This is a genomic window from Sphingopyxis jiangsuensis, from assembly GCF_016734905.1.
GTDB lineage: Bacteria > Pseudomonadota > Alphaproteobacteria > Sphingomonadales > Sphingomonadaceae > Sphingopyxis > Sphingopyxis jiangsuensis.
This window is the reverse complement of record NZ_JAERPO010000001.1, coordinates 1,180,198-1,202,573: the sequence shown is the minus strand read 5'-3', so window position 1 is coordinate 1,202,573 and position 22,376 is coordinate 1,180,198. Positions and strand designations below refer to the sequence as shown.

Below are 22,376 nucleotides of genomic sequence, written 5' to 3'. Positions count from 1 at the left end.
GAGATCCGGGCCTTCGCTGGAATGACGATTTGAGATAAAGCGAAAAACCATGAACAAACGCGCCCAATCCCGCTCCGCTGCCCGGCTTGCTGCTGTCCAGGCGCTCTATCAGCACGAGATGGAGGGCACGCCGGTCGCGCAGCTTGTCCACGAATTTCACCAGCACCGTATCGGCGCGATCATCGAGGATGCCGAATATGCCGAGGCTGACGTTCCCTTCTTCGACGACATTGTGAAAGGCGCACTCGCGCGCATGACCGAGGTCGATGCCGCGATCACGGCGCGGCTGGCGAGCGGCTGGACGATGGACCGGCTCGACCGGACGATGAAGGCGATATTGCGCGCCGGCGCCTATGAACTGGTCGCGCGCGGTGACGTGCCGGTGGGTGCGGTGGTCAGCGAATATGTCGATGTCGCCAAGGCGTTCTTCGACGGGCGCGAAGCGGGCTTTGCCAACGGCCTGCTCGACGCGATCGGCAAGGACGTGCGGGGAACCACCGCATAAGCTGTCCGTTCGCATCGAGCGTAGTCGAGATGCCCCTCGGTCTTGCGCAGTTTCGACGGACGTCTTCGCTCGCCCCGAGCCGACGATAGATGCCCGGGATTGGCAAGAGGGTAGGATGAACGAACCCGATTTCATCGCGCGTCTGCGCGGCATCGCGACCGACCCTGCCGCGCGTGGGCTCACCGACGATGCGGCGGTATGGGAAGGGCTGGTGCTCACGCACGACATGATCGTCGAGGGCGTGCATTTCCTGCCCGACGATGTGCCGCAGGATGTTGCGTGGAAGCTCGTCGCGGTGAACCTGTCCGATCTCGCCGCCAAGGGAGCGGCGCCGGTTGGGGTGCTTGTCGGATACAGCCTTGGCGACAGCGAATGGGATGCGGCTTTCGTCGAAGGGCTGGGCAAGGCGCTGCGCCATTTCGGCATCATCCTGATCGGCGGCGACACGGTGCGCGCTCCGGCGGGCGCGCCACGGAGCCTGGGGCTGACCGCGATCGGACGCGCGCCGACGGGCGGCGCGCCGTCGCGCAGCGGTGTGCGCCCCGGCGACCGGCTGTGGGTCACCGGGACGATCGGTGATGCGGGTGTCGGGCTGGCGATGCGGCTGGGGCAGGTCGACCCCGCCGACGCGTGCCTTGCTGCCTATGCTTGCCCGCAGCCGCAACTCACCTTCGGTCTCGCGGTGGCGCCGCATGTTCATGCGATGATGGACCTGTCCGACGGGCTGCTCATCGACGCCGAGCGGATGGCCGAGGCGAGTGGGTGCGCGATCGCGCTGATGCTGGAAAATATTCCGCTGTCGCAGGGGCTGTTGTCGGTGCGGCCCGATGTTCTCGATACGCGGCTTGCGGCGGCGACGGCGGGCGACGACTATCAACTCTTCTTCGCCGCTGCGCCGGAGGCCGATGCGGCGATCCGCAAGATTGCCGCGGGGCTGGGGGTCGCGGTGACCGTGGTGGGACATGCCGGCGTCGGCGAAGGAATCACACTGACCCATCGTGCGCGGCGCATCGCGCTGCCCGACCGTCTCGGTTTCGCGCACTAGTTCGGAATCGGCGGGAATTTCGAGGAATTACCGGGCTTGCCCTGACTGGGCTTTCTTCCCATAACGCAGCGTCCAAATTTGGGGCGGTCGCATCAGGGGAGAGAGCGAACCGGCATCAATAAGTCGGACGGGCTCGACTGCTATCCTTGCGTTCGCCCTTCTCAATGGGGAAGGAACAGTCACGCATGAATCCGGTTTTGATCGCGATAGCGTGCGGCCTATTGGCCGTGCTCTATGGCTTTGTCACGTCCCGGCAGGTGCTCAGCGCCTCGGCCGGTAACGAAAAGATGCAGGAAATCGCCGGCGCCATTCAGGAAGGCGCCAAGGCGTATCTGGGCCGTCAATATCGCACCATCGCTGTCGTCGGCGTTGTCGTCGCGATCATCGTCGGGCTGTTTCTCGGCGCGATTTCAGCGACGGGTTTCGTCATTGGCGCTGTCCTGTCGGGCGTTGCGGGATTTGTCGGCATGAACATCTCGGTCAAGGCCAACGTCCGCACGGCGGCGGCGGCACAGACCGGCCTTCAGGCGGGGCTGACCATGGCGTTCCGCGCCGGCGCGATCACCGGTATGCTGGTCGCGGGGCTTGCGTTGCTCGCGATCTCGGTCTTCTTCTGGTATTTGACCGGCCCCGGCGGCTTCACCGTTGGCGGCGATGATCGCACCGTCGTCGACGCGCTCGTCGCGCTGGCGTTCGGCGCTTCGCTCATCTCGATCTTCGCGCGTCTGGGTGGCGGCATCTTCACCAAAGCCGCGGACGTCGGCGCCGACCTCGTCGGCAAGGTCGAAGCTGGTATCCCCGAGGACGATCCGCGCAACCCAGCGGTGATCGCCGATAACGTGGGCGACAATGTCGGCGACTGCGCGGGTATGGCCGCCGACCTTTTCGAAACCTATGTCGTCACCGTCGGTGCGACGATGGTGCTGATCGCCTTGTTGCTCAAGGGTGCGGGCGATATGTTGATGCCATTGATGACGTTGCCGCTGCTGATCGGCGGCGTGTGCATCATCACCTCGATCATCGGCACCTATTTCGTCCGTCTCGGCAACGGGACCAACGTGATGGGCGCGATGTACAAGGGCTTCCTTGTCACCGCGGTGCTGTCGATCCCGGCGATCTGGTTCTCGACCAGCTATGCGCTGGCCGGCGACATGGCCACCGACATTACCGGCACGACGTTCAACGGCAGCGACCTTTTCTTCTGTTCGCTGCTTGGTCTCGTCATCACGGGGCTGATCATCTGGATCACCGAATATTATACCGGCACAAATTATCGTCCCGTGCGCTCGATCGCCAAGGCATCGGAAACGGGCCACGGCACGAACGTTATTCAGGGGCTGGCGATCAGCCTTGAATCGACCGCGCTGCCGACGCTGGTTATCTGCGTCGGGATCGTTGTCGCCTTCCAGACGGCAGGTATTGTGGGCATCGCTTTTGCGGCCACCGCGATGCTCGCGCTCGCGGGCATGGTCGTTGCTCTCGACGCCTATGGCCCCGTCACCGACAATGCCGGCGGCATCGCCGAAATGGCAGGTCTCGATGATTCGGTCCGGGAAAAGACCGATCTGCTCGACGCCGTCGGCAACACGACCAAGGCGGTGACCAAGGGCTATGCGATCGGTTCGGCGGGCCTGGCCGCGCTGGTGCTGTTCGGAACCTATACCGCCGACATCACCGAATATTCGGTTGCGCTCGGACTCGAAGCGCCGCTGACTTTCTCGCTGTCGTCGCCCTATGTCATCGTCGGACTGCTGCTCGGCGCGCTCTTGCCCTATCTGTTCGGGGCTATGGGCATGACCGCGGTCGGCCGCGCGGCGGGCGATGTGGTGAAGGACGTCCGCGACCAGTTCGCGAACAACAAGGGCATTATGGACGGCACCAGCCGCCCCGATTATGCCCGCACCGTCGATCTCGTCACCAAGGCGGCGATCAAGGAAATGATCATTCCTTCGCTGTTGCCGGTACTTGCGCCGATTGTGGTCTATTTCGTCATCCAGTGGGTGGCGGGTACGGCTGCGGCGCTCGAGGCGCTCGGCGCGTTGCTTCTCGGCGTGATCGTCGGCGGGCTGTTCGTCGCAATCTCGATGACCTCGGGCGGCGGCGCTTGGGACAATGCCAAGAAATATATCGAAGACGGCAACCACGGCGGCAAGGGCAGCGAAGCCCACAAGGCGGCCGTGACCGGTGACACCGTCGGCGATCCCTACAAGGATACCGCGGGTCCGGCGGTGAACCCGATGATCAAGATCACCAACATCGTGGCGATCCTGCTCCTCGCGGCACTGGCGCACGGCGCGGCGTAAGCTGCGTTGCCCCTTGCTGGTGACGAAGAACCCCGCCGGAGCGATCCGGCGGGGTTTTTTGTTGCGGGAAGAGCGGAGATTACGGCGAATTGAAAGTCAGGCTTTGACCTTAACCCGCCCTTACGACTCGGTCGCTTCCATTTGTTGCGCATAGCCTGCCTGCACCATCGCGCTCATCCGGTCGAACAGCGCGTCGGGGTCGCTGCGGCGAAGGGCGGGGATGGCGGCTTCCATCCCTTCGGCAACGACGATCTCGCGCTTGCCCTCGTCGAGCGCGGTCAATATCTGCCGCGCGGCCTCTTCGGGCGGGAGGCCATTGTCGATCGCCTTGTCGCTCGTCCCGCGCACGCTGCCGTGGGCGGTGAGTGCGTTGCGGCTGACGTTCGTTCGCACCGAACCCGGAGCAACGACGAGCACGTTCAGGCCCAGATGTTCATTCTCGGCACGCACCGCGTCATGATAGCCGATCAACCCATGCTTTGCCGCGCAATAGGCGCTGCGCAGCGGCACGCCCGCCATGCCCGCGACGCTGGAGATGGCGACGATCCGCCCGCCGCCCGCCGCGATCATGCGCGGCAACAGCTGCTGCGTCAGCGCGATCGGGGCGAGCAAATCGACCGCGACAATCTGTTCATAGACGGCAAAGTCGGTATCGACCGCAAGGCTGCGCTGCGAAATGCCGGCGTTGTTGACAAGGCCGTCGATGCGCCCGCACCAATCCCACGCCCGCGCGGCAAGCTGCGGCAGCGCGGCATAGTCGGTCGCCTCGAAAGGAAGGATCATCGTCGCCGTTTCGCATTCGGCGGCAACCGCTTCGAGTGCCGCGACATTGCGCCCCGACAGGATCAGCCGCGCCCCGCGAATCGACAGCGCCCTGGCGAGTGCTGCCCCGATTCCCGACGACGCGCCCGTCACCCACCACACTTGATCGTGCATGCCAGCATCCCCATCTGTTGTTTCGTTGCAACGTGAAACGCGTCCACACGGGCGTCAAGGCGCCTTGCCGCAGATTTCCGTGCGGGGGTGGCAATTTTGTTGCGAATCTGTTATAATAAATATCAACGCGCCGACATTCTGCCTCTTCCCCTCGCCGGGTCGGGCATGGTCGGCGCTCCCGATGGAGCTGAATCCCTTGCCAGTTTGACAGGCTAGCGCCGCCCGCATGTCCAATCCCCCTTCAACAAGGGCCGGAGGCATCGGTTTGTACGCGCTCTTCCGTCCGGCGAGGCCAAAGAAAGGAAGCTGAATGTCCGCGAGCACGCTTTTGTTCGAAGTTGGGGACTATGTCGTTTATCCGAAGCATGGCGTGGGGCGCGTCATCGAACTGCAGAAGTCGGAAATCGCCGGCATGCAGCTCGAGCTGTATGTCCTTCGCTTTGAAAAGGAAAAAATGACGCTGCGCGTCCCGACCAACAAGGCCGAGGGCGTGGGCATGCGCAAATTGTCGTCGGACAAGACGCTGAAGGAAGCTTTGCAGGTTCTGACGACCAAACCGAAGGTCAAGCGCACCATGTGGTCGCGCCGCGCGCAGGAATATGAAGCGAAGATCAACTCGGGCGACCTCGTGTCGATCGCCGAAGTGACGCGCGACCTGTTCCGCGCCGATGACCAGCCCGAACAGAGCTATTCGGAGCGCCAGATCTTCGAAGCGGCGTCGAGCCGCCTCGCGCGCGAACTCGCCGCGATGGAGGAAAGCGACGAAAAGACCGCGCAGGCGAAGATCCTGCAGATTCTGAACGAACATGCGCCGCTTTATTACGCCGAAAAGGCGTAAGCCGGGCGCATAGCCACAACAAAAGGGCGGTCCTGCGGGGCCGCCCTTTTTCGTCGCCCGTGATATTCTTTCGGCATGCCGGACCCTTCGACATGCTCAGGACAGGCTTGATCCGGCATCACCGCGGCGTTGCCGTCATGAACCCCGGATCAAGTCCGGGGTGACGAAGCGCGGCTGTTATGGATAGCGCGCCTCGACGAAATAGAGCCCGTCAGGCGGTGCGTTCAGGCCGAGCGCGCTGCGGTCCGCGGCATCGAGCGCAGCCTTCAAATCGCGCGCCGACCATTTGCCTTCGCCGACCATTGACAGGCAACCGACCATCGAGCGCACCTGGTGGTGGAGAAAGCTGCGCGCCGCCGTCTCGATGATGATCTCGTCACCGTGGCGACTGACGTTGATCCGGTCGAGCGTCTTGACCGGGCTTTCGGCCTGGCAATGCACCGAGCGAAAGGTCGTGAAATCATGGCGTCCGACGAGCGCTTGTGCCGCGCCGTGCATCGCCTCGGCATCCAGCGGTTTGGCGAACTGCCACGACAGTCCCTTGTCCCACGTCAGCGGCGCGCGGCGATTGACGATGCGATATTCATAGGCGCGCCCGATGCACGAGAATCGCGCGTGCCAGTCGTCGGCCACTTCCTCGCACGCGAGGATCGCGACGGGAGCAGGGCGAAGCTGCGCGTTGAGCGCCTCCATCAGCCGGAAGGGCGTGAGCGGTTTGTCGATGTCGACATGCGCGCGCATCGCGATCGCATGGACCCCCGCGTCGGTGCGCCCCGCGCCATGCACCGCGGCCTCCTCGCCGGTGATGCGCGTCACCGCTTCCTCGATCGCCTGCTGGACGCTGGGACCGTGCGACTGGCGCTGCCAGCCCATGAAGGGGCGGCCGTCGAATTCGATGGTGAGGGCGAAGCGGGTCATGGGCGTTTCCATTGCCCATTGCCGTCGCCCCGGACTCGATCCGGGGGCCATTTTTCCACCGTCGTGCGACTGGACCCCGGATAAAGTCCGGGGTGACGAGGGGGGAGGAACATGGTCATGCGAGCCGTGTTCCCTTGGCGATCGCCCGCCCGCGCAGCAGCTCCGTCGCGTCCATCGCGGGCTTGCCCGCGCGCTGGATGCGGGTCGCGCGGATCGCGCCGGGGTTGCAGGCGATGGTGAGCGCATCGTCGAGCGCCACCCCCGGCGCGGCCCCGACGACCGTGTCGGCAGGATGCACGACCTCGGCCGCCAATATCTTGAACCGCTCGCCGTCGAGTTCGAAAAAGGCGCCCGGCATCGGGTTGAAGGCACGAATCTGGCGTTCGACCTGCACTGCGCTCGTCAGGAAATCGAGCCGCGCCTCGCTCTTGTCGATCTTGGCCGCGTACGTCGCGCCCGCATCGGGCTGCGGTTCGGGCGGATAGGCGGTAAGCTTGCCGAGCGCCTGCACCATCAGCGCCGCGCCCATGTCGGCAAGTTCGTCGGTGAGGTCGCCCGCACTCTTGCCATCGACCGGCGTCCGCCCGATCAGCCGCATGCCGCCGGTGTCGAGCCCTGCGTCCATCTGCATGATCGTGACGCCCGTTTCGGCATCGCCCGCAAGGATCGTGCGCTGCACCGGCGCCGCGCCGCGCCAGCGCGGCAGGACCGAACCGTGGACGTTGAGGCAGCCGTGGCGCGGCGCGTCGAGGATCGCTTGCGGCAGGATCAGGCCATAGGCCGCGACCACCGCGGCATCGAGGTTCAGCGCGGCGAATTCGGCCTGCGCCGTCGCATCCTTCAGGCTCTTGGGCGTGCGCACCGACAGGCCGTGCGCTTCGGCCCAATTGTGGACCGCGCTTTGCTGCAGCTTCTTGCCGCGCTGCGCGGGGCGCGGCGGCTGGGTATAGACCGCCGCAATATCATGCCCCGCCGCGTGAAGCGCAGCGAGCGTCGGCACCGCAAAGGGCGGCGTTCCCATGAAGGCGATACGCATGGGTGCGGGCTTTGGCGGAGGATGGGGGGGAGTGCAAGGGCGATGGGTTCCTTGAATTGTCACCCCGGGCTTGACCCGGGGTCCCGCTTTAAATTGAGCGGCCGACAGCGGGACCCCGGGTCAAGCCCGGGGTGACGAAGGAGGTGGGATTGGGGATATTGCGGGTGGCGCCCGCAGCCACTACCACCGCCGCATGGCGTCCACCGAAATCGAAGCGCTCGTCCAGCAACTCGCCCGGCTCCCCGGCCTCGGCCCGCGGTCGGCGCGGCGGGCGGTGCTGCACCTGATGAAAAAGCGCGAGAGCGCGTTTGTGCCCTTGCTCGCGGCGCTGCAGACGGTGGCCGAGCGGCTCGTCACCTGCGGCATTTGCGGCAATGTCGACACGCAGGACCCGTGCGCGATCTGCGCCGACCCGCGCCGTGACGCGCGCAGCCTGTGTGTCGTCGAGGAGGTGTCGGACCTGTGGGCGCTCGACAAGTCGCGGCTGTTTCCCGGAAAATATCATGTGCTCGGCGGGCGGCTCTCGGCGCTGGAGGGGGTGCGACCGCAGGATCTCAGCATCGACGCCCTCGTCGCGCGCGTCGCGGCGGGCGGCATCGACGAGGTCGTGCTCGCAATGAACGCGACGCTGGAGGGGCAGACGACCGCGCATTATCTCGCCGAGCGGCTGGAGGGCTATCCGGTGCGGCTGACGCAGCTCGCGCACGGTCTGCCGGTGGGCGGCGAGCTGGATTATCTCGATGAGGGGACGCTGGCGCAGGCGCTCAGGGCGCGGCGGCCGGTGGGGTGATACCGCATTCGCATTCGTCATTGCGATGAGCGTAGCGACGCGGCAATCCCCAGCTATCGTCGCTGCGTGAGGCCGGTCGCCGGAGATTGCTTCGCTGTGCTCGCAATGACGGTGTTGCGGTCACGGACCTGTTGCGCGCCCCCTTGACCAAACGCCCCCTCGACCATACCTGAGCCCCCATGGCCATCCTACCCATCATCGAGACGCCGGACCCCCGGCTGCGCGTCATTTCGAAGCCCGTCGAGACGTTCGATGCCGAGCTGAAGCAGCTTGTCGCCGACATGTTCGAGACGATGTACGACGCGCCCGGTATCGGGCTGGCGGCGATCCAGGTCGGGATGGCGAAACGCATCCTGGTTATCGACCTGCAGGAAGCCGATCCCGAGGACGAAGAGGGCAAGAAGGTGATCCGCCACCCGCGCGTGTTCATCAACCCCGTCTTCTCCGACTTTTCGGAGGAGCATAGCGTCTATCAGGAAGGCTGCCTGTCGGTCCCCGAACAATATGCCGAGGTGACGCGCCCCGCCGAGGTCACCGTCGACTGGCAGGATGTCGAGGGCAAGCACCACAAGGAGCGCATGACCGGCCTGATGGCGACATGCATCCAGCACGAGCATGACCATCTGGAGGGCATCCTGTTCATCGACCATCTGTCGCGGCTGAAGCGCGAGATGGTGCTGAAGAAGCTCGCGAAGCTGCGCAAGGCGGCGTAGCACCCTCTCCCACAAGGGGAGAGGGGGTAGGTCATCAATCCGGCTTCTTGGCGACCCCGACCATCGCGGGGCGCAGCAGGCGGTCTTTCATCATATATCCCGCCTGCATTTCCTGCACGATCGTGCCGGGCTCCTTGTCGCTCGGAATTTCGAGCATCGCCTGATGCTGGTTGGGGTCGAGCGGCAGGCCGATCGCGGCGATGCGCGTGATGCCGTGGCGTTCGAACACGCTCATCAGCTCGCGCTCGGTCGCCTCGAGCCCGGTGACGAGCGGCTTGATCGCCTCGTTCGCGCGTTGCTCCTCGCCCAGCGAGGCGAGCGCACGGCCCAGATTGTCGGCGACCGACAATATGTCGCGCGCGAATTTGGTCGCGGCATAGGCGTGCGCGTCGGCGATTTCCTTGTCCTTGCGGCGCGTGACATTCTGCGTCTCGGCGCGCGCATAGAGCAGGTCCTGCTGCAGCGCGGCAATCTGTTCGGCAGCGTCCGCCGCTTCGTCCTGCGGTTCGGCCGCGACGGCTTCTGCAGCTTCGGTATCTTCGGTCGCGCCGTCCTCGACGGGCGTGTCATTTTCGGTGTTTGTCATAGACCTATCGTATCAGTTTGGAGAGTGATTGTGCGGTGAAGTCCACCATGGGAACGATGCGCGCATAGTTCAAGCGCGTCGGGCCGATAACCCCGACAACGCCGACCACGCGCCCGTCGCCGCCGCGATAGGGCGCGGCGATAACCGACGATCCCGACAGCGAAAAGAGCTTGTTTTCGGACCCGATGAAGATGCGCGTCGCGCTGCCTTCGCGCGCGCTGTCGAGCAGCTGCGCGATGTCCTGCTTCGTTTCGAGTTCGTCGAGCAGCTGCCGCACGCGGTCGAGATCGCCGACGGCGCTGTCGTCGAGCAGGTTCGCCTGCCCGCGCACGATCAGCACCGGGCGGTCGGAGCCGTCGGACGACCAGACCGCGAGGCCGCGCGACACAAGATCCTGCGCCGCGCGGTCGATCGCGATGCGCTCGGCCTCGATCTCGCGGCGCACGCGCACCATCGCTTCGTCGAGCGTCAGGCCGGATAGCGTCGCCGAGATATAATTGCCCGCTTCGATGAGGGCCGAGGGGTTTAGCCCCGGCGGGATGTCGATCACGCGATTCTCGACCGCGCCGTCGCCCGCGACGAGCACGACGAGCGCCTGGGCCGCCGACAGCGGCACGAAGGCAAGCTGCTTCAGCACGCGTTCGTGCTTGGGCACCAGCACCAGCCCAGCGCAGGCCGACAGGCCCGACAGCGCGGCAGTCGCGTGCGCGAGGGCGCTTTCGATCGGTCCGCCTTCGGACAGACTCGCCTCGATCTGCGCGCGGTCCTCGGCCGACGGTTCGGCGACCTGCATCATCCCGTCGACGAAGAGGCGCAGCCCCTGTTCGGTCGGCAGGCGGCCCGCACTGGTGTGCGGGCTGGCGAGCAGGCCGAACTCCTCGAGATCCTGCATCACGTTGCGGATCGACGCCGGCGACAGGTTGAGCGCGGCGAGCTTCGACAAAGTGCGCGAACCGACCGGCTGCCCGGTCTCCAGATAGGCATCGACGACGAGCCGGAACACGTCGCGCGCGCGCGTCGTCAGTTCGGGGATCGGCGGTGTGCTCATGCGGAGGATTTAGGATGGCGAGGGCGATGGGGCAAGTTGGCAGTCCTCAACGAGGATGGCAGAGGGTTTGCGCTCGCGCCGCATCGCCGCTAAGCGCCCCCGCACACAGCCACAGGAGAATCCCCCATGCGCCCTTCCGGCCGCGCCCCCGACCAGATGCGTTCGATCGCCATCGAAACCGCCTTCACCATCCATGCCGAGGGCAGCGTCCTCGTCAGCTTTGGCAATACCAAGGTGCTGGTCACCGCGAGCGTCGAGGAAAAGGTGCCGCCATTCCTGCGCGGCAAGGGGCAGGGCTGGGTCACCGCCGAATATGGCATGCTCCCCCGCGCGACGCACACCCGCGGCAGCCGCGAGGCGGCGAAGGGAAAGCAGTCGGGGCGGACGCAGGAAATCCAGCGGCTCATCGGACGCAGCTTGCGCGCCGTGGTCGACATGCAAAAGCTGGGCGAGCGGCAGATCGTGATCGATTGCGACGTGATCCAGGCCGACGGCGGGACGCGCACCGCCTCAATCTCGGGCGCGTGGGTCGCGTTGCGGCTCGCGGTCGACAAGTTGCTGGAAAGCAAGGCAATCGTCGGGGACCCGATCGCGGACAAGGTCGGCGCGATCTCGTGCGGCATCTACAAGGGCACGCCGGTGCTCGACCTCGATTATGACGAGGATTCGGTCGCGGAGGCCGACGGCAATTTCGTGCTGACGGGCAAGGGCCAGATCGTCGAGGTGCAGGCGAGCGCCGAGGGCGCGACCTATGACGAGGAAGGCCTCCTCCGCCTCCTTCGCCTCGCGCGCATCGGCTGCGGCGAAATTTTCGCGGCGCAGGACAAGGCGACGGGGCGGTAGGATTTCCTCTCCCGTCGGGAGAGGAAGCGAGACTTGCCAGCTTGCTGGCTAGTCGCAGCAGGTGAGGGGATGTGACCGAGCGGCAGCACAAACCGTCCACGCCCATCGCGCGGAAGCTTCGCCGCGACGCGACCGAGGCCGAAAAGCACCTGTGGCGATGGCTTCGCGGGCGGCAGATACTCGGCTTCAAATTTCGGCGCCAATCGCCGGTCGCGGGGTTCATCGCAGACTTTCTTTGCGAAGAATTGCGGATCATCGTCGAGCTTGACGGGGGCCAACACTCCGATAGCAGCACCGATGCCGATCGGACGGCGCGATTACAGGCGGCCGGCTATCAGGTCATCCGTTACTGGAACAACGACGTGATGCGAAACATGGAGGGTGTGTTGGAGGATTTGCGTAGCCGCCTGATTGCTGTCGCAGGCGCCGGAACCCCTCACCCAACCCTCTCCCGGGGGGAGAGGGCTTTATGAGCCGCAAACTCGCCCCCGGCAAACTCGTCATCGCCAGCCACAACGCGGGCAAGGTGCGCGAGATTCGCGCATTGCTCTTGCCCTATGGCATCGAGCCCGTGTCGGCGGGCGACCTTGGCCTGCCCGAGCCCGAGGAGACGGGGACGAGCTTTCGCGAAAACGCGCTGCTCAAGGCGCACGCCAGCGCGAACGCGGCGGGCCTTCCCGCGCTTGCCGACGACAGCGGGCTCGAGGTTGCGGCGCTTGACGGGCGGCCGGGGGTGTACACCGCCGACTGGGCCGAGCGGCAGTGGTTCGAGGGCGAGCCCGGCCGCGACTGGTATATGGCGATGGGCAAGGTCGAAGGGCTGCTCGCCGAGCAAGGCCATGACGTCGACCGCAGCGCGCGTTTCGTCTGCACGCTGGCGCTCGCCTGGCCCGACGGCCATGCCGAAGTGTTCGAGGGATGCGCCGAAGGCAGCCTGACCTGGCCGCCGCGCGGGACGATGGGCTTCGGCTATGACCCGGTGTTCGTGCCGACGGGCAGCGCGCTGACCTTTGCCGAAATCGACCCCGCCGAAAAGCATGCGATCAGCCACCGTGCCGACGCATTTGCAAAGCTGGTGGCGGGGGCGTTCTGAAGCGCGCGGCCTCGCCAGCGGCAGTGCGGAGGTCCAGTTTGCGCGATTGGAGGTCGGCAATGCGCCTGATATCCGTGTTTCTTTCTTTCCTGTTGGCTGCGGCGAGCATCGCGGCGGAGCCGAGCTGCCGGATGGCGGAGGCGGACCGCGCGTGGCTCGCGCGGTCGATCGTGCTGTGGAAAACGGCCGAGACCGACTGGCTGCGCCTTGTCGCCCAGCCGCTTCCCGACATTGTCGTATTCGATGGCAACTGCACCTATCGCCTGCCCGATGGCGATTTCGGGGCGCTGGTTTCGCAGGCAAATGTCGACGGCATGGCCACCTACGACGGTCACCCGCTCCCGATGGGGCCGGTCTCTTTTGCCGATGGCAGCGGGGCTTTTGTGATGAGCCTTCCGAGCGTCTGGCGCGCTGCCGGAGTGGACAGCGCGCTTGGTCTCGAGGTGCTGATGGAGGGCGTGTTCCTTCATGAGATCATGCACACACGCCAATCTTCATTGGCGAACGCCGCATTTGAAGGGTTCGGAGCCGAACAGACCGAGGAGCTTTCAGACGATTTCGTGCAGGCGCTGTTCGAAGCCGATGCAGCCTATGGTGCCGCCTACCGGCAGGAACGCGACATGTTGTTCGCCGCCGCGTCTGCGGACGATATCGGCGAAGCGCGGACGCTGGCGGGGCAGGCGCTGGAGCTGATGCGCGCGCGTCGCGCCCGCTGGTTCACGGACGATCGCGCGTGGCTGACCGTTGCCGACGATGTGTTCCTCACGATGGAAGGGATGGGGCAGTGGCTTGTCTATCGGCATTTCGCATCGCTCCCCGGGATCGGTGCACAGCGCGCGATGGACGAAGCCCGCCGCGGGGGGCGGTTCTGGGCCCAGGATGAAGGCCTGGCGTTGATGCTGGTCGTCGACCGGCTGGTCCCCGATTGGCAGCAGCGCGCCTTTCGCGAGCCCGAATGGCGCGCCGTGAAGTTGCTTGCCGCCGCCGCGTCGCGCTGATCGCATGGCCGAACCGCTCGCCCTTTATGTCCATTGGCCGTTTTGCGTGTCGAAATGCCCCTATTGCGACTTCAACAGCCATGTGCGCGAGGCTGTCGATCAGGATGCGTGGCGCGCCGCGCTGCTCGCCGATCTGCGGCACGAGGCGACGCTGTTGCCCGGACGCAAGGTCTCGTCGATCTTCTTCGGGGGCGGGACGCCCAGCCTGATGCCGCCTGCAACGGTCGCGGCGGTGATCGCCGAGGCCGAAGCGCTGTGGGGCGTGTCCGCCGATTGCGAAATCACGCTGGAGGCCAATCCCAATTCGGTCGAGGTCGCCAATTTCGCGGCGCTCGCGGCGGCAGGGGTCAATCGCGTGTCGATCGGCGTGCAGAGCTTTGACGCCGATGTGCTGGCCTTCCTCGGCCGCGCGCACAGCGGCGACGAGGCGCGGCGTGCAATTGCCTCAGCGCAGGCGCATTTCGCGCGCGTCAGTTTCGACCTCATCTACGCGCGCCCCGGCCAGACGCTCGCCGCGTGGGAGGCGGAGCTTGCCGACGCGCTCGGGTTCGGGACGGGACATTTGTCGCTCTATCAGCTCACGATCGAGCCGGGGACGCGCTTTGCGACACTCGCGGCAAAGGGCGACCTCGTCATCCCCGATGGCGATGCCGCTGCCGACCTGTTCGACGCGACGCAGGCGATCACGCGCGCCGCGGGGCTGCCGCGCTACGAGGTGTCGAACCATGCGCGTCCGGGCGAGGAGAGCCGGCATAACCTCACCTATTGGCGCTATGGCGACTATGCGGGGGTCGGGCCGGGGGCGCACGGGCGGCGGCTGGCGCAGGCGACCGAGCGGCACAAGAAGCCCGAGAATTTCCTGTCGGCGGTGGAGCGCAATAGCCATGGGCTGAAGCAGGAGAGCGACCTGCCCGCGCACGAACGCGCGACCGAGGCGATGCTGATGGGGCTGCGCTTGACCGAGGGCGTCGACCTGGCGCGCGTCGAGGCGCGCAGCGGGCTGGGCCGCGATGCCTTTGTCGATGTGAATGCGGTGGCGCGGCTGGAACGGCAGGGACTGATGCGCGCCGAGGCCGACCGGCTGCGCGTCACCGATGCGGGGATTTTGCTGCTCGACAGCATCCTTTCCGAGGTGGTCAAGACCCACTAAGCTTTCAGGCCGGTCGCATCGAACGAAGTCGAGATGCCCCCCGGCCTCGCGCTTGCCTTCGGGGTGTCTCGACTTCGCTCGACACGAACGGATATCAAGGGATGGTGTTGGCCGACGATCTGATCCGCACATGGGACGCCCATCTGGCGCATGAAAAGCGCCGGTCGGAGCATACGCGCCGCGCATATATCGCGACGGCCGAGCGCTTCTGCGCCTTTCTGTCGCGCCACCGTGGCGGCGAAGTCGATACCGCGATGCTCGCGGCGCTCGTGCCCAACGATCTGCGCGCATTCCTCGCCGAGCGCCGCGCCGAGGGGCTCGGTAATGCGTCGGCAGCGCGCGAGCTGAGCGCGGTGCGCGGTTTCTTGCGTTTCGTCGGCGGGTCCGAGGCGAAGGTGCCCGCGATGCGCGGCCCGCGGGTCAAAAAGGGGCTGCCGCGCCCCGTCGCACCGCAAGAGGCGCTGGCGCTTGCGCAAGATGTCGAGGCAAATGCGCGCGAAGGCTGGGTCGGTGCGCGCGATTTTGCGCTGTTGCTGATGCTTTATGGCGCGGGCTTGCGCATCGGCGAGGCGCTTGCGCTGACTGGCGCGGCGCTGCCGCTCGGCGAGACGCTTCGCGTCACGGGGAAGCGCGGCAAGACGCGGATCGTGCCGGTGCTGCCCGCGGTCGCGCACGCGGTGGCGCGCTATGTCGAGGCTTGTCCCTATCCGATCGCCAAGACTGCGCCGCTATTCGTCGGCGCGCGCGGCGGGGCGCTCCAGCCCGGCGTCGTGCGCGCGAGCGTGCGTTCGGCGCGGCGCGCGCTCGGGCTTCCCGAGCGGACGACGCCGCACGCCCTGCGCCACAGCTTTGCGACGCACCTGCTCGCGGGCGGGGCGGATTTACGGTCGCTGCAGGAATTGCTCGGCCATGCGAGCCTTGCCTCGACGCAGGTCTATACCGGAGTCGACGCGGCGCACCTGCTCGACATCTATCGCAACGCGCACCCGCGGGCGTGACGTCCGTTTTGGGGTTGGAAAGCGGTCGTTCAGCGAAATTACTTCGCTGGAGCAAGCCTGTGTATCGAGACGCTCGCTTTCGCATGAGGCGACTTGCTCGTGAGGGTCTGACACAGGTCGTGCGTTCCTTTCAAAATCGTTGGCGCTCCTTGCTTCTTTAGTGCCGCGGCCACGCTGCTGAACCTCTTGTCCATCAGTAAATAATCTGCCGCGCGGTTTGGTCCGAACCTGTAACAGAGTACCATCGCGCTACCGGGGATCGTCTTGGCAGCGCCCACTATTTCTCGGATGATGATATTTTGTCCAGACGAGAAATTCGTTTGACCTTCTTCGAAGTCGACATGAAGCATTGACGCACCGGGCACAATCAGCACCGGAGGAGCGTTTTGTGCGAATGCGGCCGCGTAAGTCGGCAGAATCATAGCGGCGAGTGGAATAAGTGTTCGCATCTAGACTCCTCATGCTGAACCGTTGCTGTTTCTGCCGCCATTGGTGAATGACCGCAATGGGGTCGGTTGCCGGCAGGCAGCTTTTTCTGATTGTTCGGTAAAGCCGTCAGGCTGGTTCCAAGGGGCGATGCGAGCTTGCCGAATGACCAAAGAGGGGTGGGGAGCGGACGTTCGACGCGATTAAAGCCCCTCCCCTTCAGGGGAGGGGTTTGGGGTGGGGGTCCGACGCCTTGCGCAAGGCCGCTGGCCCCCACCCCACTCCGACTAGGCAGCAAGCTGCCAAGTCTTCGTTGCCCCTCCCCTGAAGGGGAGGGGCTGTCTTTTCCTTACGGCAACTATCGGTCGTTTCCCGCCTTTCGTCATCCCGGCGAAGGCCGGGATCCACGACCGCGCTGAAAGCATGGTCCCCGGGGCAAGCCCGGGGTGACGACGAATCGAGATTACGGTTTTAGGTCGCAAGCAGTCGGCTCGACCGAAGGAAAGCAAGGGCCCGGCTATTCTTCCTTGGCCTTCGGATTCCATGTGAAAACCCGCCACACATAGAACAGCACCAGCGAGCCGATTGCCACGAGGGCGAGCGGGCCGACAATCGCATCGAGATTGGCGAAGCTGCGCGCGAACCAGTTGCCCGCGCCTGCGAGCGCGGCGATCCAGATCGACGACCCCGCGGCGGTCCACAACAGGAACTTGCCCTGGTGCATCCGCACCATCCCCGCGGGCAGCGACACCATCGTCCGCGTCACCGGCATGAAGCGCGCGACGAATACAATGCCGGGGCCGAAGCGGAGGAAGATGTTGTGGAGCCGCTCGACCTCGCTCCAGTCGAGCGTCAACCAGCGACCGTGCCGGTCGATGAAGGGCTTGAGGCGCTCATATCCGATCCAGCGTCCGATGCCGTACCACACCCAATTGCCGAGCGTCGTTCCCGCGACCCCGACCGCAACGAGCGTCCAGAAATCGAACCGTCCCTGCGCCGCGGCGATCCCGCCCAGCCCCATGATCACCTCGCTGGGGATCGGCGGAAAAACATTCTCGATGACCATCAGGACGAAAATGCCGGCGTAACCCCAGCTTTCGATCAGGTTCAGGATGAAGTCGGTCATGGAGGTGTCAACGCCGCAAAGGTGCGGATAGATGCCCCGATGTTGGGCACGACTTACCCTATCCGCCGTGCAATGGCGTCCCAGATCATGCCCGCGGTGTCGCTGTTGTTGAAGCGATCGATGGCGACGATGCCGGTGGGCGAGGTGACGTTGATCTCGGTCAGCCATTCGCCGCCGATGACGTCGATGCCGACGAAGATCAGCCCGCGCTCGCGAAGCTGCGGGCCGAGCGCGTCGCAGATTTCCCGTTCGCGCGACGTCAACTCGGTCGCCTCTGCATAACCCCCGACTGCAAGGTTCGAGCGGAACTCGCCCTCGCCTGGCTTGCGGTTGATCGCGCCCGCGACCTCGCCGTCGACGAGTACGATGCGCTTGTCGCCCTTTGCCACGCTCGGCAGGAATTGCTGGACCATGAAGGGTTCGGGCCACACCTGGCCGAAGAGTTCGACGAGCGCGCCGAGGTTGCTGCCGTCGGCGTCGATGCGAAACACCGCCTTGCCGCCATTGCCGTGCAGCGGCTTGATGACGACCGCGCCGTAGCGCTTCTGGAAATCCTTCACCGCGCCCAAGTCGCGCGTCACCATCGTCGGCGGCATATAGTCGGCGAAATCGAGCACATAGACTTTCTCGGGCGCGTTGCGCACCGACACGGGATCGTTGACCACCAGCGTCTCGCCGCGAATCCGCTCGAGCAGCCAGGTGCCGGTCAGATAGCCGAGGTCGAATGGCGGGTCCTGCCGCATCAGCACGACATCGACATCGCGCCGGAGGTCGAGCGTCACTTCATCGCCGAAGCGATAATGATTGCCGGCCTCGCGCTTGACGTCGAGCACCGGATGCGCGCGCGTCGTCAGCCGTCCCGCCTCCCACGTCAGACCGCGCACGTCATAGTGGAAGAGCGAATAGCCGCGTTCCTGTGCGCTGAGCATCAATGCGAAGCTGCTGTCGCCGGCGATGTTGATGCCGTCCATCGGGTCCATTTGCACCGCGGCGCGCAGGGTCATTGTCTTCTCCTTTTGGCCTGCGCGCTGCGCGGCATTCAAACTGTCGTCATCCCGGCGAAGGCCGGAATCTCGACGTCACACTATGACGCCCCGGCGAGATCCCGGCCTTCGCCGGGATGACGCATAGTGGCGTGCGCCTAGCACCCTCACGGCTGCCAAACATGGACCAGATGGCGTGGCAGGCGGCGCGGCGCAAGGAGCATCACGTCGATCCTGATGTCGTCGCCGGGTTTCGCGAAACGCGAGCTCAGCATTTCGGCGGCCGCTGCGACGCGGCGCAGGCGGTGTTGGTCGACCGCGAGATCGAGGTCTTCGGCACGCTCGCGCCACTTCACTTCGATGAAGGCGACCATGCGTCCGCGCCGCGCGACGAGGTCGACCTCGCCAACCGGTACGCGCAGCCGCTGGCCGAGAATGCGCCAGCCGTGAAGGCGCAGCCACCAGGCGGCGCGCGCCTCGGCCTTGCGCCCGCGCGCTTCGGCCTCGGCGCGTTTCAACCCGCGTCCTTCAGCGTGAGCGCGCGCGCATAAATCTCGTGCCGGTCGAGGCCGAAGCGCTTGGCGACGGCCTTTGCAGCCTGCGCCACGGGCTTGTCGGCCATCGCTTCGCGGAGCGCAGCGTCGAGCGTGGCATCGTCGGCCTCTTCGGCGGCCGCTTCGCCCGGTGGGCCGACGACGATCACGATCTCGCCCTTTGGCGGCGTGTCGGCATAGCGCGCCGCCAACTCTGTGAGCGTGCCGGTCACGCATTCCTCGTAGAACTTGCTGATCTCGCGTGCGACCGCTGCCTCGCGGTCGCCGAGCCCTTGCGCCAGCGCTGCAAGCGAGGCGGACAGGCGCGGACCGCTTTCATAGAAAACCAGGCTCGCGCGAAGCCCGGAAAATTCGGCAATCGTGTCGGCGCGCGCCTTTGCCTTCGACGGCAGGAAGCCCGCAAAAACGAAACGGTCGCTCGGCAGTCCCGACAGCGTGATCGCGGCGATTGCGGCGCAGGGGCCGGGCAGGGTCGTGACATGCCGCCCCGCCGCGCGCGCGTCGCGCACCAGCTTGTAACCGGGGTCGGAAATGAGCGGCGTCCCTGCGTCGGACACCAGGACAACCACTTCGCTCGCCATGCGTTCGACAAGCGCGGCGCGCACCCGCTCGTCGCTATGATCGTGATAGGGGGTCATCGGAACGCGCAGTCCCAGATGTGACAGCAGCTTCGCTGTCACACGCGTGTCTTCGGCCGCGATCACATCGGCGCGCGCGAGCAACGCCGCGGCGCGCGCGCTGATATCGCCGAGGTTGCCGATGGGCGTCGCGACGATATAGAGACCGGGCAAGGGAGATTGAGAGATGGTCGAATCCGGCATGACGCCGAAAATGGCAGAAACTTCGGCGGAGCGCCAAGCCTATGCGTCGTCGCGGCGCCAATTGTTGCGCGGGCTCGGCGTTACCGCGATGGCGGGCTTCCTCGCCGCATGCCAGGTCGTGCCAAAGGCGGGCGGGCCGGTGGCGCCGCCGCCGCCCGAGCAGCCGACCGACAATGTCGGCCCGGGGCTGCCGACCGATACCGATCGTCACCGCATCGCGCTGCTTGTGCCGCAGACCGGCACCAACGCCGACGTCGGCACCTCGATCGCCAATGCAACGACGCTCGCGTTGCTCGATACAAAGACCGAGCGGCTACGTATCACTACTTATGACACAGCGCTGGGCGCCGCCGCGGCGGCGCGGCAGGCGGTGGCCGACGGCAACAAGCTGATCCTCGGCCCGCTGCTCAGCGAGGATGTGACCGCCGTCGCGCCGATCGCGCGCGCGGCGAAAGTGCCGGTGCTCAGCTTCTCGAACGACACCGGCGTTGCGGGCAATGGTGTTTTCATCATGGGTTTTGTGCCCGGCCAGTCGGTCGAGCGCGTCATATCCTATTCGCAAGCGCAAGGGCACAGCCGCTTCGGCGCTCTCGTGCCCAAAAATGTCTATGGCGACCGGTCGGCTGCGGCGTTTCGCGATGCTGTCGCCGAGGCGGGCGGCACGCTGGTCGCGGTCGAAAGCTATGACCGCAGCGCTACCGCGCTGACCGGCGCCGCGCGGCGGCTCGCCAATGCGGGCGACATCGACGCGGTGCTCGTCGCCGATTCGGGTGGCAATGCGGTGCGCGCGGTTCCCGTGCTCAAGAGCAGCGGCGACAAACAGATCCTCGGCACCGAACTCTGGAACACCGACGCCTCGCTGGGCGGCAGCGCGGCAATGCGCGGCGCGTGGTTTGCGAGCGTGTCCGATGGCCTTTACGGCCAGCTCGCGGGCAAATATCGCGCGCGCTTTGGCCGGGCGCCTTACCGGCTCGCCAGCCTCGGCTATGATTCGGTGCTGCTCACGGTGCGGATTGCCCGCGACTGGAAGCCCGGAACCAATTTTCCCGTGAGCAAGCTGATGGCCGAAGACGGCTTTGGCGGGATTGACGGCATCTTCCGCTTCAACAATCGCGGCGTCGCCATTCGCGCGCTCGAAGTCAGCGAAATCGGCGCCGGCGGTTTTCGCGTGATCGACCCCGCGCCAGCGAAATGGTAGGCTCGTGGGGCGTGGCATAGCCGCCACAGTCGGGTAAAAAGCGGCGCCGAATGGCGTGCCGCGCCCTTTACGTGGCCGTGCTGTTCACTATATGGACAGTGCGCGCGACGGCTATGGCTTGTCGCGTCGATCATCAATAACCAGGAGATACAGCTATACGCCCGCCCATGACCCGCCGCCCCTTGGCGCCGATGCCGCCCAAGAATGGCCCGCGATACAATGAATTCATCGCCTCCCCGAAAGTCCGCGTTATCGACGAGGAAGGCGAAAATCTGGGCGTAATGCTGACTGCCGAAGCGATCGAACAGGCGGCCGAAGTGGGCCTCGACCTGGTCGAAGTCTCCCCCAACGCCGATCCGCCGGTGTGCAAGTTCCTCGATGTGGGCAAATTCAAGTACGAAGCCCAGAAAAAGGCCAATGCCGCGCGCAAGAGCCAGAAGACGCAGGAGATCAAGGAGATCAAGATGCGTCCGAACATCGACGACCATGATTTCGAGGTGAAGATGAAGAAGGTCTTCGACTTCCTCGAGGATGGCGACAAGGTCAAGATGACGATGCGTTTCCGCGGCCGCGAGATGAGCCACACGCAGCTCGGCCTCAACGTCCTTCAGCGCGTGGCCGAAATGACCGCCGAGATCGCGAAGGTCGAAGCGCATCCGCGCACCGAAGGCCGTCAGATGCTGATGGTGCTCGCACCGAAGTGATATATTTTCCTCCCCATGGCTTCGCTGCAGGGAGGATTATCTCAACCGATCCGAAAATCGAGGGCGGTCGTTCCACCGGGGCGGCCGCCCGCTTCGTACCGGCGCTCGACCATCCGGACGGCGCCGTCCGCCGCCACCGCGACGAGGGTCGAGGCGCGCGTGCCATACACCTCGCCCATCAGGAACAGCGCCGGATCACCTTCCGCCGTCAGCGTGTCGAGCAGCCCCTCGGGATCGCTGCCCGTCGCGACCACGGCGGCGAGCGCGGCGCGCAGCCGTTCGGCGCGCGGGCAGGGGCGGTCAATGGGCTCGTTCGCGAGCGCGTGGACGCCCTTCTCTAAAGCTGAAAGCTGCGGCGCTGGCCGGTTGGTGAAAAGGCGCGGGGTGCCCAAGCCAACCGCAAACAGGTTGAAGGCGTTGAAACGGTCGAGGTCGGCGGCGGCCGGGTCGGCAAAGTGGCCCTGCCCGCGTAGCAGATCGGTGACGAGCGTGCCGCGCGAGTCCTTTGCCGGATCGGGCATCGCGCCGCGGACATTGGTGACGACCACGGCACGGCCGCTCGGGCGATGAACGCCGAGCCATGTCCCGCCCGCCTGCAAGTCACGCCCCGCGACGATGCCGCTGCCGTCTTCCCACATATGGAGCGACGCGGCGGGGCGCGCGTGAAACTCGTCGCGGTTGCCGATGAGGATGAGCGGCCAGTCGGGGTGGACGCGGTGGGCGAGGGCGACGACGCACATGCGCGCCCATATCGGTCGTCGCGC

At 65.7% G+C, this 22,376-nt stretch carries 25 protein-coding genes; 14 read left to right on the top strand and 11 right to left on the bottom strand.

Annotated elements, in window-relative coordinates:
* Positions 1-49 precede the first annotated feature (49 nt).
* The 3 genes from nusB to JI743_RS05800 all read left to right on the top strand — a co-directional run bounded on the left by nusB (position 50) and on the right by JI743_RS05800 (position 3,853).
* Positions 50-505 carry a transcription antitermination factor NusB gene (nusB, locus tag JI743_RS05810; RefSeq protein WP_201926800.1) on the top strand — a complete coding sequence of 152 codons (456 nt, stop codon included), beginning with the start codon at positions 50-52 and terminating at the stop codon, positions 503-505.
* Between the two features lie 115 nt (positions 506-620).
* Positions 621-1,550, top strand: a complete 930-nt coding sequence (gene thiL, locus JI743_RS05805) for a thiamine-phosphate kinase (protein WP_201926798.1) — start codon at positions 621-623, stop codon at positions 1,548-1,550.
* A gap of 185 nt (positions 1,551-1,735) precedes the next feature.
* Positions 1,736-3,853 (top strand): sodium-translocating pyrophosphatase, encoded by a 2,118-nt coding sequence (locus JI743_RS05800; protein ID WP_201926796.1) that lies wholly within the window; start codon positions 1,736-1,738, stop codon positions 3,851-3,853.
* Positions 3,854-3,973: 120 nt separating this feature from the next.
* Here JI743_RS05800 and JI743_RS05795 read toward each other — a convergent pair whose 3' ends face one another.
* Positions 3,974-4,789, bottom strand: a complete 816-nt coding sequence (locus tag JI743_RS05795; RefSeq protein ID WP_201926795.1) for an SDR family NAD(P)-dependent oxidoreductase — start codon at positions 4,787-4,789, stop codon at positions 3,974-3,976.
* A 310-nt stretch (positions 4,790-5,099) separates the two neighbouring features.
* Here JI743_RS05795 and JI743_RS05790 point away from each other — a divergent pair, with 310 nt between their 5' ends.
* Entirely contained in the window at positions 5,100-5,627 is a 528-nt protein-coding gene (locus tag JI743_RS05790) for a CarD family transcriptional regulator (protein ID WP_201926793.1), read from the top strand.
* A 177-nt stretch (positions 5,628-5,804) separates the two neighbouring features.
* Here the strand turns inward: JI743_RS05790 and truA are convergent, their stop codons facing one another.
* Positions 5,805-6,545 (bottom strand): tRNA pseudouridine(38-40) synthase TruA, encoded by a 741-nt coding sequence (truA, locus tag JI743_RS05785; protein WP_201926791.1) that lies wholly within the window; start codon positions 6,543-6,545, stop codon positions 5,805-5,807.
* 115 nt (positions 6,546-6,660) lie between these two features.
* Positions 6,661-7,581, bottom strand: a complete 921-nt coding sequence (gene fmt / locus JI743_RS05780) for a methionyl-tRNA formyltransferase (RefSeq protein WP_201926789.1) — start codon at positions 7,579-7,581, stop codon at positions 6,661-6,663.
* A gap of 193 nt (positions 7,582-7,774) precedes the next feature.
* Between fmt and recR the strand changes: the two genes are divergently transcribed.
* The gene (recR, locus tag JI743_RS05775; RefSeq protein ID WP_201926787.1) at positions 7,775-8,371 is read left to right on the top strand and encodes a recombination mediator RecR; all 597 of its coding nucleotides are present in this window, start codon (positions 7,775-7,777) and stop codon (positions 8,369-8,371) included.
* 179 nt (positions 8,372-8,550) lie between these two features.
* On the top strand, positions 8,551-9,084 hold the full coding sequence (gene def / locus JI743_RS05770; protein ID WP_201926785.1) for a peptide deformylase: 534 nt from the start codon (positions 8,551-8,553) through the stop codon (positions 9,082-9,084).
* Positions 9,085-9,118: 34 nt separating this feature from the next.
* On the opposite strand, the gene grpE is transcribed toward def, so the two are convergent.
* Entirely contained in the window at positions 9,119-9,670 is a 552-nt protein-coding gene (gene grpE / locus JI743_RS05765) for a nucleotide exchange factor GrpE (RefSeq protein ID WP_201926783.1), read from the bottom strand.
* 4 nt (positions 9,671-9,674) lie between these two features.
* Positions 9,675-10,718 (bottom strand): heat-inducible transcriptional repressor HrcA, encoded by a 1,044-nt coding sequence (gene hrcA, locus JI743_RS05760; protein WP_201926781.1) that lies wholly within the window; start codon positions 10,716-10,718, stop codon positions 9,675-9,677.
* A 126-nt stretch (positions 10,719-10,844) separates the two neighbouring features.
* On the opposite strand from hrcA, the gene rph reads away from it, so the two are divergent.
* From rph to JI743_RS05730, 6 genes are all read left to right on the top strand, one after another.
* Complete coding sequence (gene rph / locus JI743_RS05755; RefSeq protein ID WP_201926779.1) at positions 10,845-11,561, top strand: ribonuclease PH; 717 nt, start codon at positions 10,845-10,847, stop codon at positions 11,559-11,561.
* Between the two features lie 71 nt (positions 11,562-11,632).
* Complete coding sequence (locus JI743_RS05750; RefSeq protein WP_201926777.1) at positions 11,633-12,034, top strand: endonuclease domain-containing protein; 402 nt, start codon at positions 11,633-11,635, stop codon at positions 12,032-12,034.
* On the top strand, positions 12,031-12,654 hold the full coding sequence (rdgB, locus tag JI743_RS05745) for an RdgB/HAM1 family non-canonical purine NTP pyrophosphatase (RefSeq protein WP_201926775.1): 624 nt from the start codon (positions 12,031-12,033) through the stop codon (positions 12,652-12,654). Before JI743_RS05750 ends, rdgB begins: the two co-directional genes overlap by 4 nt.
* Before the next feature lie 74 nt (positions 12,655-12,728).
* Positions 12,729-13,652 (top strand): hypothetical protein, encoded by a 924-nt coding sequence (locus tag JI743_RS05740; RefSeq protein ID WP_201926773.1) that lies wholly within the window; start codon positions 12,729-12,731, stop codon positions 13,650-13,652.
* A gap of 4 nt (positions 13,653-13,656) precedes the next feature.
* Complete coding sequence (gene hemW, locus JI743_RS05735) at positions 13,657-14,802, top strand: radical SAM family heme chaperone HemW (RefSeq protein WP_201926771.1); 1,146 nt, start codon at positions 13,657-13,659, stop codon at positions 14,800-14,802.
* A 101-nt stretch (positions 14,803-14,903) separates the two neighbouring features.
* Positions 14,904-15,800: a tyrosine recombinase XerC gene (locus JI743_RS05730; protein ID WP_201926769.1), complete on the top strand. Its 897-nt coding sequence runs from the start codon at positions 14,904-14,906 to the stop codon at positions 15,798-15,800.
* 38 nt (positions 15,801-15,838) lie between these two features.
* On the opposite strand, the gene JI743_RS05725 is transcribed toward JI743_RS05730, so the two are convergent.
* From JI743_RS05725 to rsmI, 5 genes are all read right to left on the bottom strand, one after another.
* Positions 15,839-16,249: a hypothetical protein gene (locus JI743_RS05725; RefSeq protein ID WP_201926767.1), complete on the bottom strand. Its 411-nt coding sequence runs from the start codon at positions 16,247-16,249 to the stop codon at positions 15,839-15,841.
* Between the two features lie 494 nt (positions 16,250-16,743).
* Positions 16,744-17,352, bottom strand: coding sequence for a DedA family protein (locus tag JI743_RS05720; RefSeq protein ID WP_201926765.1), 609 nt, complete (start codon positions 17,350-17,352; stop codon positions 16,744-16,746).
* 53 nt (positions 17,353-17,405) lie between these two features.
* On the bottom strand, positions 17,406-18,356 hold the full coding sequence (gene gshB / locus JI743_RS05715; RefSeq protein ID WP_201926763.1) for a glutathione synthase: 951 nt from the start codon (positions 18,354-18,356) through the stop codon (positions 17,406-17,408).
* A 146-nt stretch (positions 18,357-18,502) separates the two neighbouring features.
* The gene (locus JI743_RS05710) at positions 18,503-18,853 is read right to left on the bottom strand and encodes a YraN family protein (RefSeq protein WP_201926761.1); all 351 of its coding nucleotides are present in this window, start codon (positions 18,851-18,853) and stop codon (positions 18,503-18,505) included.
* On the bottom strand, positions 18,850-19,710 hold the full coding sequence (gene rsmI / locus JI743_RS05705; RefSeq protein ID WP_201926759.1) for a 16S rRNA (cytidine(1402)-2'-O)-methyltransferase: 861 nt from the start codon (positions 19,708-19,710) through the stop codon (positions 18,850-18,852). Before rsmI ends, JI743_RS05710 begins: the two co-directional genes overlap by 4 nt.
* Before the next feature lie 10 nt (positions 19,711-19,720).
* Between rsmI and JI743_RS05700 the strand changes: the two genes are divergently transcribed.
* Together JI743_RS05700 and infC are read left to right on the top strand one after the other, a co-directional pair.
* Positions 19,721-20,908 carry a penicillin-binding protein activator gene (locus tag JI743_RS05700; protein WP_201926757.1) on the top strand — a complete coding sequence of 396 codons (1,188 nt, stop codon included), beginning with the start codon at positions 19,721-19,723 and terminating at the stop codon, positions 20,906-20,908.
* A 167-nt stretch (positions 20,909-21,075) separates the two neighbouring features.
* Positions 21,076-21,612 carry a translation initiation factor IF-3 gene (gene infC, locus JI743_RS05695; RefSeq protein WP_201926755.1) on the top strand — a complete coding sequence of 179 codons (537 nt, stop codon included), beginning with the start codon at positions 21,076-21,078 and terminating at the stop codon, positions 21,610-21,612.
* A gap of 41 nt (positions 21,613-21,653) precedes the next feature.
* Here infC and JI743_RS05690 read toward each other — a convergent pair whose 3' ends face one another.
* Positions 21,654-22,352 carry an NRDE family protein gene (locus JI743_RS05690; RefSeq protein ID WP_201926753.1) on the bottom strand — a complete coding sequence of 233 codons (699 nt, stop codon included), beginning with the start codon at positions 22,350-22,352 and terminating at the stop codon, positions 21,654-21,656.
* Positions 22,353-22,376 lie beyond the last annotated feature (24 nt).